This is a genomic window from Njordella calcicola, assembly GCF_056494125.1.
Genome location: NZ_CM151396.1, coordinates 5118571 through 5135854, shown reverse-complemented (window position 1 = coordinate 5135854; position 17284 = coordinate 5118571). Strand labels below are relative to the sequence as shown.

The window sequence follows — 17284 nt, the reverse complement described above, 5'->3', positions numbered from 1 at the left end:
GAGCACGCTTCATGGATTTATCGACTTGTTATTGGAATCTGAGCGAGGCACTGTTTTTCGCGCAACGCTTGGGCTTTGAAGATGGCGGCGCGAACCTCAGTATTGGACGCTTGCTGTTGTTCGGCGCTGTTATTATTTCGGCCTTCATCGCCTTGGTCCTCGCCATTGTCTTTTGGAATTTCGGCTCGCTGTGGTTTCAAGCCTGGATGAGCAATGCGGACGTGAAAATGGCGAGCTTGGTCGGCATGTACTTTCGCCAAGTTCGCCCGCATGTGATCGTCAACGCGAAAATCATGGCGGCCCAATCGGGCCTAAACATTGACAGCCCCAATGGTGTCACTACCGAACGCTTGGAAGCCCATTATCTTGCTGGCGGGAATGTGATGAACATCATCTATGCGATCATTGCGGCGCATCGAGCAAAGATCAATCTTGATTTTGATCGCGCTGCGGCTATTGATCTGGCCGGTCGTGATGTTTTGGACGCAGTGAAAACCAGCGTACACCCCAAAGTCATTGATTGTCCCGATCCGCATCATTCCCTGTCTCGCACTTTGTCAGCGATCGCTCGCGATGGTGTGGAATTGAAAGTGACCGCGCGAGTGACCGTGCGAACCAACTTGGACCAGTTGATCGGCGGTGCCACGGAAGAAACCATTATCGCTCGCGTTGGAGAAAGCATGATCAGCGCGATTGGTTCGGCCGACACGCATAACATTGTGCTTGAACGCCCGAATTTGATCTCCGAAAAAGTGCTTAATCGCGGACTGGACAACCAAACTGCGTTTCGTATCGTCTCTATTGATATCGCGAATATCGAAGTGGGGCAAAACATCGGCGCTCGATTGCGAGCGGACCAAGCCGAAGCGGATACGCGAATGGCTCAAGCACAAGCCGAACGCCGTCGCGCAGAAGCGATTGCTACCGAACAAGTGATGCGTGCCAAGACGGCAGAGAATCGCGCTGCCTTGGTGCTCGCTGAATCCGAAGTCCCTAAAGCGATGGCGACCGCGATTCGAGATAGCGATTTTAATTTTTCCGCATCGTAGTTTCGATGCCTTCCTTTTCGCGCACAGTCGCTGGACTTTTATGCTGAACCGACTCATCGTTTTGATCGCTGGATGGATTTGCGTGACGGTTTGTACCCAGCACCTGTGGGCTCAAGAAAGTGTCGAATCGCTTGCCTTGATGCAGGCCGAAGAGGATGCGTTCCAAGCCGCCGTGCGCAAAGTTCAAGATTGCGTGGTGCAGATCGAAACGTTTGGCGGCCTGCAGGTCGTCAACAGCGAAGCGATCTCTGAAGGGCCCACTTCGGGAACCATTGTCGGTGCCGATGGCTGGATTATTACCAGTCAGTTCCAGTTCCGAAATGATCCCGCTTCCATCACTGTGGTACTGCCCAACGGGACCAGGAAAGCGGCCAGGCTGGTCGCTCGCGATCATAGCCGCGAGTTGATCTTGCTGAAAATCGAAGTCGACCAGCCATTGCCCACGCCCACACCGGTGGCTCGCAATCAATTGCAGGTGGGGCAATGGTCGATTGCGTTGGGGAAGACCTTTGACGTCGCCGTCGCCTCGCGATCGATTGGGATTGTGAGCGCCATTTACCGCATATGGAACAAAGCGATCCAATCCGACGCAAAAATATCGCCGATCAACTACGGCGGTCCGCTCATCGACATCGATGGCAATGTCATCGGCATCATCGCACCCATCGACCCCGGTATTGCGACCGAGGGGGAAGTCCAACAATGGTACGATTCCGGAATTGGGTTTGCGATCCCTTTAGAAGATATCTTGCAGCGTCTACCGACCATGCAGGAGGGCAAGGATATCCATCGAGGATTGTTAGGATTTCGACCTGTCGGTCGTGATGACTTTGAACGCGAAGTCAAAATTGCCGGTGTCATTCCCGGTACGCCGCTGGCCGACGCGGGACTGCGTGAAGGCGACATTATCCGCGAGATCAATGGCACGCCTGTGCAATACGTGAACCATCTTCGGCATCTGCTTGGGCCCTTGGATGCTGGCCAAAAAGTAAGCGTTACGGTCGACCGTGACGGTCAACGGATTAGCCAAGAGTGCGAGTTGGTGCAGGAACTGCCTAAATACAGCCAGCCTTTCATCGGCTTGATTCCCCGCGAAGTTGCTGTAGCGACCGACACCGAAGAAACACAGGTTGTTGTCGCGGCCGTTGAACGCGGCGGTCCAGCCGATCTGGCCGGGATCAAAGCTGGCGATGTGATCCGCTCGGTCGCCGGTGAAGAAGTCAGCACACTTGAGCAGTTGGTTGCCAAGATCGATTTCAACGACTATCGGCGCCCACTGGCGGTACAAACAGTTGCACCGGAGTCTGATGAGCTTAAGACGATCGAGTTGCAACCGATGCGTTGGCCAGCATCTAGTGAGCTGGATGTCCCCAATCTCAGCGAACTGGCCGTTACTGCCGCCAGTAGCGAAAACGATAGCGATGCGAATGCGAAACAGCGGCAGTCGGGCATTATCGATTTACCGTTTGCCGATATTCCCAACAAAGTGTTTGCCTATGTACCCAACGGGGCAGCGACCAAGCCGCTTGGTTTGCTGATTATCGCTGCGGAGCCTGGCATGGAAGTGGAACGTCAACGTATCGTCGACGCGTGGCAAGTCTTTTGTCGTGAGCAGCAATTCACGATTTGCGTTGCGACATCGGCGGATCCACAAGCTTGGTCGATGGAGGAGTTGTCGGTTTTCGATCGCACGCTGGCTTACATGAACGAAAACTACGAAGTCGATGATCGACTGACCGTAGTCGGTGGCTTTGGTGCGGGCGGTACGATCGCATTGGTAACGGCTTTTGAGCGCAGGGAATATTTTCGAGCTTTGGTGTTCGGCAGTGAGCGAGTGCCCAACCGCATGCGAATTCCAGCCGTCGAACCTCAATTAGGAATCGACTTGTTGTTTGGTCCTGAGAACAAGCCGGTGGCCAAGCTGAAAGAGTCGTTGTTTGAGCGAGGTTACCGCGTTGAATCGTTGAATGAAGAATACAAGATTGATTCCGAAGCGAATTCGCCTGCGGCCATCCAATTGCGAAACTATCTGGCCACGTTACGTTGGTACTAAGGCCCGTCCTCCCACCTGCCGAAGAGAAATCAGGAACTAGATCATGCTTAAGCTAAAATCGTTTGGCCGTTGCTGTGTCGCATTGTTTGCCATGCTTGGGGTGTTCGCGATGCCCTCAAGCTCCAGCCGAGCTCAAGATGCGACACCACTGTTTGACGGAAAGTCGTTGGAGGGGTGGGAAACCATCCCCGACGATCAGCGTTGGTGGACAGTGGCCGATGGTGTCATTGCTGGCGGCGACGCGTCGCTGGAGGTGAATATTCCTCACAACACTTTCCTGTCATCCAAAGAGTCGTTTGAAGATTTCGAGTTGTCATTAAAGATCCGCATCCGTGGCAGCGAAGGCTTCGTCAACTCGGGCATTCAGATTCGCAGTCAACGCGTGGAAGGCAGTTCGGAAATGGAAGGCTATCAAGTCGATGCTGGTGACGGTTGGTGGGGTAAGTTATACGATGAGTCCCGCCGCAACAAAGTGATCGCGGAATCCAAAGACCAAGCGAAAGTCGCCGCTTCGATCAAGAAGGATGACTGGAACGAAATGCGAATCTTGGCGAAAGGTCGCACCATCCAAACTTGGGTGAATGATGTCCCTGCGGTGGATTTTACCGAAGAAGACCCAGCGATTCCGCAGCATGGACATATCGGTTTGCAAGTCCACGGGAACGGCAAAACCTTTGTCGAATTCAAGGACATTGAAATTCGTCGTTTAAGCGCCAGCCCTCAATAACAAGCGGTGGCGGCTAACGTACGGAGATAACCGAAGAAGTATATCGCGATATCTCAGCAAAGTCCTTTCGCGATAATTTCACGAAAAGCAGCGTTTTTTGGGGACGCTGAAGTTAGACGACCGGAATATACTCTCTGAACTCCATACATCACTTCGGACATGCGGCGGTTGTCTCGTTGAATGGATGTCGATCGTGTTTACTCAAATCAATTGCCCTTGGATTCAGCATGCTCCGTCGTTTGTTTAAGACACTCCCTTCTAACTTTTCCATCAACCGTAAAATACCTAGTTGCATACGCCGACAGCGCCTGCGTTTTGAAAAACTGGAAGATCGATGTTTGATGGCCAGCGATTTGGCGTATGGCGATACCGAGCCGCTGGTAACGGTAGTTGACGTGCGTCCGATGAACGCCCTATCCACGACGGTCACGCCCAGAATCGTCAATGGAACCATTACCAACGACTTTCCGTCGGTCGCACAAGTTGGATATCGCAGCGGCAGTTCCAGTGCATTTATCGGAACTGGAGTCCTGATTGCGCCGCAATATGTACTAACCGCTGCGCATGTGGCCATCGAAGCGCAAGGCGTTACGGGCAGAGTCCGATTTGGCGATGCAACGTATAACGCTTCGCAGATCTTTATTCACCCCAACTACAACGATTTTGACCTAGGGGAAGAAACTGCCAATGACATCGCAATTTACCGGCTCGATACGCCGATCACTTCGATCGTACCCGTCCCGATCGGGCGAACGGCCCCAGCGGTTGGTACGTTGATGACTTTAGTGGGTTTTGGTGGGGGGGGCACTGGCCAAACCGGCCACGACAACACTTACGGTACCAAACGGGTTGGGACGACTACGCTTGAAAGAGTCACTCCCACACTATTGCATTGGACGTTTGATGCCAACTCCAACGAGAGTAATACTGCGCCGGGTGATTCAGGTGGTCCTTCCTTTATCGACGTCAATGGCCAAGCGGTTGTTGCTGGAGTGACCTCCGGTGGGACGCTACAAAACGCGGGCTGGGGCGATCAGTCCTTTAATACTCGCGTCGACGCATATCAATCCTGGATCGACGGGATTGTCAGCGCGGTGGCTCCAGCGGCCGTAATTGAGTACTCGACGGCAGGCACCACGTACACTCAAAACTTTGATTCTTTGGCCGCTTCTAGCACATCCAGCACGCTGCCCGGGGGCTGGTACTTAAGCGAATCGGGGGCCAATGCAAACATATTCTATACCGCCAACAATGGTGCTGCGAATGCGGGCGACACTTATAGTTATGGCGCGACCGGCTCCAACGAACGAGCTCTTGGAACTCTGTTGAGCAGTAGTTTGACGTCGACTGTCGGAGCCGCAATTCGAAATTTGACCGGTGCGGCAATGACTGAGATGACGATTGGTTACACCGGCGAGCAATGGCGATTGGGGACTTTGGGGCGCAGCGATCGATTGGATTTTCAGTATAGCTTGAATGCGACCAGTTTATCGACAGGCACTTGGATCGACGTCAATGAGCTTGATTTCGAAAGTGTTATCACTACAGGTACCACGGGTGCATTAAATGGAAACTTGGCCAGCAATCGAGCAACTCGATCCGCGACGATTCGTTCACTGAACATTCCCAATGAAGCGACCTTCTGGATTCGATGGATGGATTTTAATGCGAGTGGAGCCGACGATGGTTTGGCGATTGATGATTTTAATTTTTCGTCACCTCCGCTAGTTATTAATACTCCTCCGACGATTTCAAGCATTGCGGACCAGAACACACCATTCGAGACCTCGATCACGGAAGTTCCATTCATTGTTGGTGACGCCGAATCGAACCCAGCGAGCTTAATCGTAACTGCGGCGAGTTCGAACATCAGTCTGATTCCTTTAACGGGCATCGTACTAGGTGGCACGGGGGCGAATCGAACAGTATCAATTGCACCAGCGTCCGGGCAATCAGGCACGTCGACCATCACGCTCACCGTCAGCGACGGCGCTTTGACAGCTACCGAAAGCTTTGTCGTGACTGTGGTGGCGGGGATTACCGAGACCGTCGATTTGCGATTTGTGACTTACAACATTGCTGCCGGAGGTTCTCAAGGTGTACGCAACGGATTATCCACAATTCTCGTTGGTATTGGCAACGAAATAGTCAATGGAATAAGCCGGCCCATTGATCTGTTGGCTTTGCAAGAGGTGGAATCGCAAGCGACCACCACCGCATTGGTGACGTCGATACTCAATTCCGCATATAGCACCAACGTCTACCGTCGTGGCTCGTTGAATGGAACTCAATTGACTAACCAGGGAGCACAGTTTGGGTTGACGCAAGGAGTTGTCTACAACTCATCGACGTTGCAATTGATCAGTGAAATCGCGATTGGAACACCAAGTACTTCAGGCATTGCGCGACAAGTCTTGCGTTATTTGTTCCGACCAGTAGGCACGACAGGTTCGGCCGACTTCTATCTTTACAACTCGCATTACAAAGCGGTTGACGATGCTGAAAGTCGCGATCGGCGATTGGTGGAGGCTAATCTCATCCGCGCCAATGCTGATGCTCTGGGCGATGGTCGCAATATCATTTACGCTGGTGACTTCAATACCTACACCAGCAATGAACCTGGTTACCAAGCGTTACTGGCGAGTGGGCCTGGCCAAGCGTTCGATCCTCTGAATCGGCCAGGTTCTTGGAGCGGTGGGTCCAGCTACCGAGCGTTGTTTACTCAATCTCCGGCATTGAATCCGCCCAGTAGTTTGGGGCTAGTAGGTGGCGGGCTGGATGACCGATTCGACTTCCAGTTAGTCTCCGGAGAACTGCTGGATCAAGTCGGCTTGGATATCGTTCCCTCCAGCTATCGATCGTTCGGCGTTAACGGATCATTGCCCGTCAATGCGGCAATCAATGATAGTCGCAATACGGCACTGGCGGGTTTGCCCAGTCGTTCTGCGGTCTTGAATGCACTAGCCGTTGTATCAGACCATTTGCCGGTAATTGCCGACTATCGGTTTACCAGAACTGTGCCAAACCGAGCACCGACAGACGTTAGCTTGTCCGGTCAAAGTATTGCAGAGAACCTGCCATTGAATTCAGTGATCGGAACTTTTTCTGCAACCGATCCCAATCCCTCAGACACGTTTACTTATACGTTGGTGCCTGGGGTGGGTGACCAGGATAACTCCCGATTTACGATTTTTGCCGGGGCATTGCGGACGGCGACAACACTGGATTTTGAAACGAAGTCGAGTTACTCGATTCGCGTACGAGCGACCGACCAGGGTGGATTATTCTTTGAAAAGACCATGGTCATCTCAGTTCTTGATTTACCTGAATTGGTTGGTCCCATCGTCGTTGGCGACGGTTCGTCGCAGCGTTCGCTGGTTAGTCAAATCACGGTGGTATTTGATGGAGCGATCCAGATAGCCACCGGTGCGTTTGCGGTAACCAAGCGCGGTGTTGGCGGCGGTCCTGTTGCGACCAGTTGGACTACGAGCACTAACGCTAGTGGTCAGACCATAGTAAATATAAAGTTTGCCGGCGGCTTTACTCGTGGACCTTTCAATGCGTTACTGGACGGTTTTTACCAGTTGAGTATCGATGGCACGAAGCTCACGCGGGCCGGGCGGCAGTTGGATGCCAATCGCGACGGCATTGGTGGTGACACACAGCTATTTGGCAGTCGCGAAGCGGACGGATTCTTTGCACGCTTTGGTGACGGTGACGGTGACGGGGTGGTGACGTTGTTTGACTTCGGCGAGTTCCGTTCCGCATTTGGTCGTCTGCCCAACCAAGCGGGATACAATGAACGATATGACTACGATGGCGAAGGCATTTCGACAGTCGATTTTGGTCAATTCCGGACGCGGTTTGGCCAACCAAGGCTGGCTTGGCCTTCGTGATGCAGACCTTTCAAAGCTGGGGGATTGTTTCAGGCAACGGTCCTCAGTGGGAATTGTCACGGCACACAAAGCGTGCTTACTACCTTGTCGCAATAGGTAAGCGACGTCCATTGATTTGCAATGTCTGACGTGCTGCCGAGACGTGAACGTTACTTGTTCAGGTCGCAGGAAAAGTCTGTTGACGTGCGATCATTTAATAAGCAACAGGCTTTAGGTCGTCAGGCTATGGCTAGATCATTCGACATAGAGCAGTTCATTGACATTGAGCAATGCGCGGCAGAAAGCTTCGATGCCATGCGCCTTGATCAAATCACTAGCAAGCTTCGATTCTATCGCAGTGGGCACGCGTTGGAACGCAATACGATAAGCGTCATCGATCTCGTGACCTGGCGGTAAGCGACCGGCAAAAGAAGCGGCCATATCGGTCGTAAAACTATGGTTCAACAGAGTCAAGGCTTGCAACGGAGTTGTCGTACTTGCACGACTGGGGGCCGCTTGGGAACTGTCTGGAAAATCGAAGTCGTTCAGGAGGTCGACTACGCTGGCTCGCGCATTCTGATGATAGACCGATCGACGATAAGTATCCGGCCCATGCTGATCCAGCGGAAAATAAGTACTGACGTTGTTCTGCGTGTACTTGTACAGTCGAAACCCTGGACCACCCATCGGTTCGAGTTGCAGTTTGCCAGCCACCATCAACATGGTATCGCGTAGTTCTTCTGCGCTTAGGCGTCGTGGCGGGAAACGCCACAATAGACGCGACTCTTGATCGATGCGTGCTGCTGTTTCGTCGTACGTTGAGCTTTGTTGATAAGTCCGAGACAGTAAGATCTCGCGATGAAGCGCTTTTAATCTCCATTGGTTTTGCAACAGTCGCTGCGCAAGATAGTCTAGCAGCGCGGGGTGGGACGGCAGTCCTCCTTGGAAACCCAAATCACTTGGAGTTTGTACAAGACCGGAACCGAAATGATATTGCCAAACACGATTGGCTAGGACGCGCGTGGTCAGCGGGTTATCGTCGCTGGCAATCCATTTGGCAAGCTCCAATCGACGTTGGCTTTCGGCAGCATCGGAAGGCAACTGGTAGGCCGTTGTGACCTGGTCCAGGACGGCGAGGCTGGCCGGTGCGACGGCTGCGCCCAGCTTCATCGGGTCCCCACCCAGATGGACATGCGTTGCCACCGAAGGTTGCTGGAAATTGCCGACCCAATATTGTGGCAGTCGTGGAACTTGAGCGATCTGCGTTTTGACTTCCGCAATTCGGCGATCTAGTTCGGCCAGTTCGGCCGTCTCGCTGGCTGTCTGCAGCAACCGCCGTGCAAGCGCAATTCCATGCCCCACGGACCATGGCTCGCGATCCGAATCGCTGGCGACGGTTGTCCATGACTGGCCGTCCATGGAAACTTGAATCTCGTATTCACAAGGGGTCGCTCCCCGGACTTGGCTATCGTCGATGGTTTTGTCGCCGCGTGCGTTGATGAACGTGATGCGACCAATCCGTTCCGGCTTTGCAAATTTTAGAATGAGCACCGACGGCGAACCGATAAACCACGCTTCTCCCAAAGTACCATCAATGCAATATTGAGGTCCATACGCCTCTGGAAAGTCTTCCGCAACCATTGATTTTGTGCCGGAAACGGTTGTGCCGTAGCTCGCCAAAGCGACGTTGCGACTGGTATCATCGGCACTCCAAACTTGAAACTCCGTCAGCTTGCCCCCATGTCCGCTTCGCCGCAGACTGCGAGCGCCCGATTGATGATCGCTGGTCAGCCCCAGCACGACGAACTTTACGTAGCTGGCTTCTACAGCGTCAAAAGATTCGTCGGTCCCATGGACATCGATTTTCGGTCTTAAGAACTTCATGTTTTGGTAAGCTTGATTTGCTTTCGCCTCGATAGCATCATCGACCAATTTGCGTTCCGCTTCGATGCCTCGCAGAGTTTCATTCAACGCCTGCATTGCGGACTCGTAGGCTACGCGCTGCGGGCTGGTTGCAAGCTCGCGTCGTCCATGTGAAACCCCTTCCAATGCGTTGCGTAATCGATAGTAGTCCTCGGTAGCAATCGGATCGAATTTATGATGGTGGCAGCGGGCGCAATTGATCGTTAGCCCCAAAAACGCACTGCCTGTGGCGGTAATCATGTCATCCAGTGTTGCGGCCCGAATGTTTGCTTGAGCGACCTTGTCTTGATTGCCGACGTCATCAAACGGGCCCGCGACCATAAAGGCAGTTCCGATCTCGACATTGGGGTCGTCTTTTCCAATAACGTCGCCGGCCAAATGTTCCATGATGAATTGATTGAACGGTTTATCATCATTCAACGAACGGATTACGTAATCGCGGAAGGGCCACAAGTCGTCGATCAAGAAGTTCCGTTCAAAGCCATTGCTTTCGCCGAAACGAACCACGTCCAACCAATGGCGTCCCCAGCGTTCGCCGTAGCGAGGAGATGCCAGCAAGCGATCGACCAGAGCGGCGGTAGCGACGTTTGGATCGGCCGCATATTCGTCCGCGTACGCTTCAACTTCTTGAGCGGTCGGCGGCAGGCCAGTTACATCGTAGCTCATACGGCGAATCAGCGTCCTGGCGTCGGCAGGCGGACTGAGCTTGAGATCGTACTTCGCTAGTTCTGTTGCGATGAATTGGTCAATGGAGTTCGATTCAAAACTGTTGGCCAGCGGTTGCAGCGACCACCACGATTTGTCGGCGCGTTTGATCTCAACCAGTTCTTCCTCACGGGGATCGAACGCTCCTTGATTGATCCAGGCAGCAAAATCTGCCAAGACAGCGTCAGGCAGTTTAGGTTGGTCCGGCGGCATCTCCAAGCCGGGTTCTTGATGGTTCAAAACGCGGAGCAGATAGCTTTCTTCGGGATGATGCGGCACCAGCGCCGGTTGGCCACTATCGCCCCCCCTTTCCAAGCCCAGTTTCGAATCGACGAGCAGATTAGCTCGAAGTTTTTCTGATTTAGCGCTATGGCATTGGTAGCAGTGTTCAATCAGAACGGGCCGAATCTTTTGTTCGAAGAAGTCTGCACGCTCGTCGGCTTGCAACGCGTGCAGGGACCAATAGCTTGAGGCAAACAAGCCAATCCCAAAAAGCACCAACGAGTAAGTATTGGAAGGCATAGTGGTTTTAACTTAAGAGAGGCTTGAGAACATGTCCGTGAACATCGGTCAGGCGACGGTTGGCTCCGTTGTGGTAATAAGTTAGTTTTTCGTGGTCTAACCCAAGCAGGTGCAGGATCGTCGCATGAAAGTCATATACAGAAGCGATATCAGTGACAGAGCGACGACCAAAATCGTCGGTTGCACCATAGCTGACTCCGCCTTGCACGCCAGCTCCCATCATCCACGTCGTAAAGGCGTCAGGGTTATGATCGCGCCCACTCGTTCCCTCTTGATGCGTTGGCATGCGTCCGAACTCGGTGCACCAAATGACCAGGACATCATTCAGCATTCCGCGTTGCTTCAAATCCGTCAGTAGTGCGGCTGTGGGTTGATCAAAGATAGGGCAATGCCTTTCGTAGTCTGCCTTCAGCGTCTTGTGAGCGTCCCAGTTCAACAAGCCATCGACGGCGCTGGCACGCGAAGCACAGTAGAGACTGACGAAGCGAACGCCCTGTTCTAAAAAGCGGCGTGCTAGAAGGCAATTGCGGGCATAAGACGCCTTTAGGTTATTGCCATCATCGGTTCCGTACAGTTGGTGAATATGGGCTGGCTCTTGGGACAAGTCACTTGCTTGCGGCGCGGCCAATTGCATCTTGGCAGCCAGTTCATAGGCGGCCATTCTCGCTTGCAATTGGTCTGCGCCAGCATGAGCTTGGCTGTGCAATTGGTTGAGTTGCTGGAGATAGTCGCGAGTCGCGAGCTCCTGCTCCAAGGAGATTTGGCTTGGTCGAGCGACGTTGCGCAGGGGCTGATGAGCGGACATGGTGACCGCTTGATACTTCGCGGGTAGAAAGCCGTTACTCCAGTTTGCTTTCCCGTTGGGTGGTTCTCCTCTTACATCTTGGATTGCGATGTAAGTCGGCAAGTTATCGTTCTGCGAGCCCAGTGCGTAGCTGATCCATGAGCCAGCGCTGGGAAAGCCTTCCCGAGTAAAACAACTATTCAGATAAATACAACCAGGGCCATGGGTGTTGGTGCGAGACGACATACTGTGGATGAAGGCGATATCGTCCACATGAGTGGCCATGTGCGGCAGCAACGTCGAGATCATTTTGCCCGACTGACCAGCGGGAGCGAAGGCCCACGGCGATTTCATCAAGTTCCCATTCTTGCCTTGAAAGGTCACTTCGGAATCACCGCCTGGCAGCGGAGTGCCATCGAATTTCTCGAGCATGGGTTTGTGATCCCACAGATCGATATGCGAAGCTGCGCCGGGGCAGAAGATCTGCAGCACTTGTTTCGCTTTCGCGATCCCTGTGAATGCAGGGTGCGGACTAGCCAGCAGTTCTTGAGTGAGCAAGTTCGACAAGGCCACACCAGTTAGTCCCGTCGACATGCGATTCAGAAACTGTCTACGCGTAACATCCAGCATGGTTTGCATCGGCGGGGGGCTTTCTCAAATAACGCATCGCCGACTGGTCTGCTGGTGCTTACACATCAGGAAAACGTAGCAGCGTAGCGACAGCAGCGCGATGGGGTGGGGCGAAGTACGCGATATCTGCAGCGCCAGTCAACTATGGCGGCACGGCAAGATGGGCACTTTCGCGTCGTTTAATGCGACTGCTCTAGCATACCACATTTCCCAATATGGAGTTAGCCAGAGGTCTAATCGCCTTGCCAAAACCGGCACGGGAGGCATCTGAAAAGATTTTTTAAAATGTAAGCAACCAAAACGAGCGTCGTACGAGAACGGTAGTGTAAGGCAAAGGGCAATGGTTAAAAGTTTCGGTAGTTCGGAACAACAGCCCCGAGCAGGGGCGAACGAAGCCCGAAAACGATACTTCATAAGGGTTCAGTACGATGGCTGCTTATATCAAATTTGATGGTGTTGACGGTGAAAGCTTGGATGCAAAGCATCAAAAGTGGATTGACTTGGAAAGCATGTCGCAAATGGTTCACAAGCCAGGCACAGGCGAAACCGGCACTTCCCGTCGCCGTGGTTCGGTTATGATGGAAGACGTTCAGTGCACCAAGTTGCTTGACAAGTCGACTCCTAAGCTGGCAGAAGCTGTTTGCTTGGGCAAGGTTTTCCCGAAGGTTGAAATTGAGTTCACCACGGCTACGACCGGTGATTCCCGACAAACATACCTGCGATATGAATTGAAAAACGTCTTGGTGACTTCGCACACCATCAGCGGTGCTGGCCAAGGCAAGCCGATGGAAAGCTTCTCGCTGAACTTTGAAGAGCTCGAAGTGGTCTACACCGAGATGGACGACAAGGGCACCAAGAAGGGCAATACCCGCTACGGCTGGAAGGTTGCTCAAGGCGAGAAGGCTTAAGGCCAAGTCGCCTTACGGTGGCTGTTCGATCAGGATGTGGTCCACGGCATGCATCTGCTGTGGATCGGTGCTCAAAGCGAGAATTGAACGAGCGAGGCCACGTGGTGCTCGCTCTTTTCGCTTTCACATGGTTGGTTTCTGCCTAATGGGCAGCGACCTCCAGTGATCCTCAAGACGAGAACGGAAACTATCGCTAGAATCTGCAGGCGGTTCTTTCGGATCTCCTGTTGCTTGCAGATTCAAGCTCTCACAGAATCCCCCATCGCTAACTTCGTACAAACAAAGCGGATCGAAGGCCGATTATCATGCCCGACCGATTACTGGAATTAGTCTCCAAAGATCTCTTTGGAGATGAGGCTATCATCACAAATCTTTCAGGGCGCGAAGAAATCTCGCAGCCGTTCGAGTTCTTCGTCGATTTGACTTCCAAGAAGCTCGATCTAACGCCCGACAAGATCGTTGGGTTCCCGCAAGGCATCAAAATCGATCGCGGGTTTGATAAGAAGTCGCCGTTGTCGCCACGCTATGTGCACGGCTATGTCAGTCACTTCTGGCTCGGGGATGTCAACACCGATAAAGGTGGCATGAAGTATCGTTCTTATCGCATTCGCATCGCTCCCTGGACTTGGTTCATGACACGAGCGGCTCGTTGCTACATCTATCATCCCGAAAAAGAAGAGAAGACCTTGGATGATGTGTACCGCAAACTCCTGGAGCGAGTGAAGGAATACAACCACGTCGAAACTTGGGAATCCAGTGGCAATGCAACGGTGCTGAAGTCGCGGAAGGTCGATCACTGCGTTCAGTATCGCGAGACAGACTTCAATTTTCTATCGCGGACCTTGGAGCAGTATGGCATCTACTACTACTTTAATCATGACAAAGACAAGCACACGCTGACCCTGTGCGACAATCTGAACTATCCCAAAGCGACCGAAGCCGAAGTCGATTTCCCTCAAACATCGGGCGGGCAGGACCAAGCGGACCATATTACGCACTGGGAACGCTCCTTTGAGTTTGTCTCTGGGCGATATGAACACACCGATTACGATCATAGTAAGCCTTCCGAAAACTTGAAGGTCGGCAAAGACAAGCTGGATGACCAGTTGATGAGTCTTTCCAATAACAAGGGCTACGAACTGTACGATTTCCCCGGCGAATTCCAGGAGCCTAGCGACGGTGATCAAGAGTCGTTGATTCGAATCCAAGAGGAGGAGACTCGTTTCGACCTCGTCATCGCCTCCAGTACGTGCAAGTCGTTTGGGGCTGGATACTGCTTTAAACTGAAAGCACACCATGATGCACCTGACCAAGATGGCCAAAACCGATTGATTACGCAGATCACGCATTCGGCGTCCCAGCCGGGGCCTTTCAGCAGTTCGAACGCGGTTTCCTCTTACAAGAATCATTTTGAGTGTGTCCCGCAAAATATTCAGTACCGTCCACGCCGCTTGACGCCCAAGCCGATTATTTCCGGCATCCAAACCGCCACGGTGGCTGGTCCAAGTGCGGATGAAATCCACACCGATCCACAAGGTCGCATCAAATTGCATTTCCATTGGGACCGCGAAGGCCGAGACAAACGATTCTCACAAGGCGATAAGGTGTCGTGCTGGGTCCGTGTTGCTTACCCTTCCGCAGGCAAGTCGTGGGGGTTCGTCTCGATTCCTCGCGTCGGGCAAGAGGTAATCGTTGAATTCTTAGAAGGCGATCCTGACCGCCCGATCGTGACGGGCTGCATTTACAACGGCGAGCAAACACAGCATTATCCTCTACCTGCGAATAAGACTCGCAGCTATTGGAAGACCAACAGTTCGCAAGGTGGCGATGGCTACAATGAGTTAATGTTCGAGGACAAAGCGGGCGAGGAACGCGTTTTCTTGCACGCTCAAAAGAACCTCGACTTGCGTACGCTGAACGATGCCAAGCAGTCGACGCTGCATAATCAACATCAAATCGTCGGCACCGAAAAAGGTAAAGACGACGCCGGTGATCTCAGCCAACTGGTCTGGCGTGATAAAAGTACGATTGTCAAACGTGATCATCAGGAACATGTCGAAGGCAACGTCAAGATGATCGTCGGCAATGGTGACGCTAGCGACGGCGGATCGATGCATGTGGTGATCGAGAAAAAAGAAGTCAAGAAGGTGGGCGATGAAGGCAAACACTTGACGGTCGCCGGTGACTACAACAACAAGGTCGATGGCGGCTATTCGCTGGATGCGGGCGGCGATATGCATTTGAAGGTAGGTGGAGCTTTACAGATCGAATCCGGTGCGATGGGTGAAACTCATATCAAGGCGGGTACGGTCGTCATCGAAGCGATGCAGCAACTGTCGTTGAAAGTTGGTGCGAACTTCATCGACATCAGCATGGCTGGTATTTCGATCCAAGGCATGATGTTGAATTTGAACTCCGGCGGAGCTCCAGCGCCCGGCCAACCTTGCCAACCCAAAGCTCCAATGGAAGCCGAAGAGGCCGAGCCAGCGGAAGCGCAGGTGGCTTGGGATTCAACCACTGGCAGCAAGTCGCGGCCATAGAAATAAACGTAACCGTTCATTCCTCGATCATGGAAGCCACAAAGACACGAGCCAATTAGCCGCTGGGTGTTAGCCGCGGTTGTACGGTTAGCGGCGACAAAAAACCGGGGCTAACGCCCTGCGGCTGATCGAGGTGTGAACGGTTACCAATAAACCAAGGGCGATGTGAGTTGCGTCGTCGGTGATGAATGTTTTTAGTGCGAGTAAGCCCTGTTCGATTACGAGTAAACAATGTCCGGTGAAAAAGCAGTCCTGCGGCGTATCCATACGCTAACCAAACATTGGCAGCGATTTACCGCCAACCCAACCGCTCGCGTTCTGCGATGGCGATTGGAGCCGCAAGCGGGGCGCATGGTCGATGCGTTCTTGGCCTACCATGGCAGCGAAGCGTCTGGTTTGACCGATCTGTACTTTCCCATTTCCACTGGCGCGATTGACGATAGCTATTGGAACGAAATTTATGAACAGTTAATTGCCGAGATCGACGATAGTAAATCGGACTTGGCATCTTTGGAAATCCCCTCCGACTGGGCTCCACCGGCTATCAGTGCGGCAGATCGCAAAACGCGGCCTTGGGATGCCGTCGTCGAATTGCTGGCCTCATATCAAGCCTACTATGCAGACTTGTTTGAACATGTGACGCTGGTCCTGATGCCGGAAGAGATCGCTAGCCTTGAGCTATGGAACCAAATACTGGAACAACCGATTCGAGTTGCCAAATGGCCGCCAAGCGTTCGCATCTTGGTCGTCGACTGGATGCCCAGTTGTATGCTCAGCGCTTGGGCTGACCGAAACTCTAGTCATGTGATGACGCAGTCACCAGTGCTGGATATCTCCGGTTTGCCGCTGGAAGTTTTGCAGCAGTTAAAGACAACAGGCCCGGGAGCTGAGTTCCGATCGACGTTCGTTCAACTTTCGGCGGCTGCCAACGGTGGTGCGATTCAACGTGTCTCCAATTTAGCCGAACGAGCAGTCACGATTGCAATTGAGAACCAGTGGTTTGCACTAGTGGCCGCTGTTCACATGATCGTCGGCGCGACGCTGGCCAAACATGGCGATTTGAAGAAAATGATTGAGTCGTATAAGTCGGCTCGCATTGCAGCTCACCAAATGTCGAACACCGATCCGGCAAAAATCAAAATGATGATGTCGACGGGGATGGCCGAAGCGGGCAGTCAAGTCGCTGGCGGACAGTATCGCGAGGCTCGCAACTTGTACAACGAAGCAGCGGTCTTAGCCCAACGCAGCCAGGATCCCAACATGTCCTTTGAAGCTCATCGCATGGCCTGCTTCTGTGCTCAACAATCGAGCGATTTCGAAGTCGCATGGGATCACGCGCGACATGCTTTGTCCAGCGCTCGCAATATCGACAGCGAAATGCGGTCTCGAACCACTGTGCCTTACATGCTGAACGATCTGCAACGCATGCTTGATACACCGGGCATGAAGGTGAAAAACTTCGACTTGAACCACGAATGCGAACAGCTTTTGGGTCGCCAATACTATCGAGTGTTGGACGAAGCCAAGAAAGCTTTAGCTAAAGTTGAATCCTAAGAGTGAACTGAACG

At 52.9% G+C, this 17284-nt stretch carries 9 protein-coding genes; 7 read left to right on the top strand and 2 right to left on the bottom strand.

Annotated elements, in window-relative coordinates:
* Positions 1-11 precede the first annotated feature (11 nt).
* The 4 genes from floA to SH302x_RS19855 all read left to right on the top strand — a co-directional run bounded on the left by floA (position 12) and on the right by SH302x_RS19855 (position 7725).
* The gene (gene floA, locus SH302x_RS19870) at positions 12-1049 is read left to right on the top strand and encodes a flotillin-like protein FloA (RefSeq protein ID WP_479364333.1); all 1038 of its coding nucleotides are present in this window, start codon (positions 12-14) and stop codon (positions 1047-1049) included.
* Between the two features lie 40 nt (positions 1050-1089).
* Positions 1090-3102, top strand: coding sequence for a PDZ domain-containing protein (locus SH302x_RS19865; RefSeq protein ID WP_479364332.1), 2013 nt, complete (start codon positions 1090-1092; stop codon positions 3100-3102).
* A 43-nt stretch (positions 3103-3145) separates the two neighbouring features.
* On the top strand, positions 3146-3829 hold the full coding sequence (locus tag SH302x_RS19860) for a 3-keto-disaccharide hydrolase (RefSeq protein ID WP_479364331.1): 684 nt from the start codon (positions 3146-3148) through the stop codon (positions 3827-3829).
* A 227-nt stretch (positions 3830-4056) separates the two neighbouring features.
* Positions 4057-7725 (top strand): trypsin-like serine protease, encoded by a 3669-nt coding sequence (locus tag SH302x_RS19855; protein ID WP_479364330.1) that lies wholly within the window; start codon positions 4057-4059, stop codon positions 7723-7725.
* A gap of 234 nt (positions 7726-7959) precedes the next feature.
* Here the strand turns inward: SH302x_RS19855 and SH302x_RS19850 are convergent, their stop codons facing one another.
* Together SH302x_RS19850 and SH302x_RS19845 are read right to left on the bottom strand one after the other, a co-directional pair.
* Positions 7960-10854 (bottom strand): DUF1553 domain-containing protein, encoded by a 2895-nt coding sequence (locus SH302x_RS19850; protein WP_479364329.1) that lies wholly within the window; start codon positions 10852-10854, stop codon positions 7960-7962.
* Positions 10855-10861: 7 nt separating this feature from the next.
* Positions 10862-12277, bottom strand: a complete 1416-nt coding sequence (locus SH302x_RS19845) for a DUF1501 domain-containing protein (RefSeq protein ID WP_479364327.1) — start codon at positions 12275-12277, stop codon at positions 10862-10864.
* 419 nt (positions 12278-12696) lie between these two features.
* Here SH302x_RS19845 and SH302x_RS19840 point away from each other — a divergent pair, with 419 nt between their 5' ends.
* The 3 genes from SH302x_RS19840 to SH302x_RS19830 all read left to right on the top strand — a co-directional run bounded on the left by SH302x_RS19840 (position 12697) and on the right by SH302x_RS19830 (position 17270).
* Positions 12697-13176: an Hcp family type VI secretion system effector gene (locus SH302x_RS19840; RefSeq protein WP_479364326.1), complete on the top strand. Its 480-nt coding sequence runs from the start codon at positions 12697-12699 to the stop codon at positions 13174-13176.
* A 305-nt stretch (positions 13177-13481) separates the two neighbouring features.
* A complete protein-coding gene (locus SH302x_RS19835) occupies positions 13482-15716 on the top strand; it encodes a type VI secretion system Vgr family protein (protein WP_479364325.1) in 2235 nt (744 codons plus the stop codon).
* Between the two features lie 231 nt (positions 15717-15947).
* Positions 15948-17270 carry a hypothetical protein gene (locus tag SH302x_RS19830; protein ID WP_479364323.1) on the top strand — a complete coding sequence of 441 codons (1323 nt, stop codon included), beginning with the start codon at positions 15948-15950 and terminating at the stop codon, positions 17268-17270.
* The last annotated feature ends 14 nt before the right edge of the window (positions 17271-17284 follow it).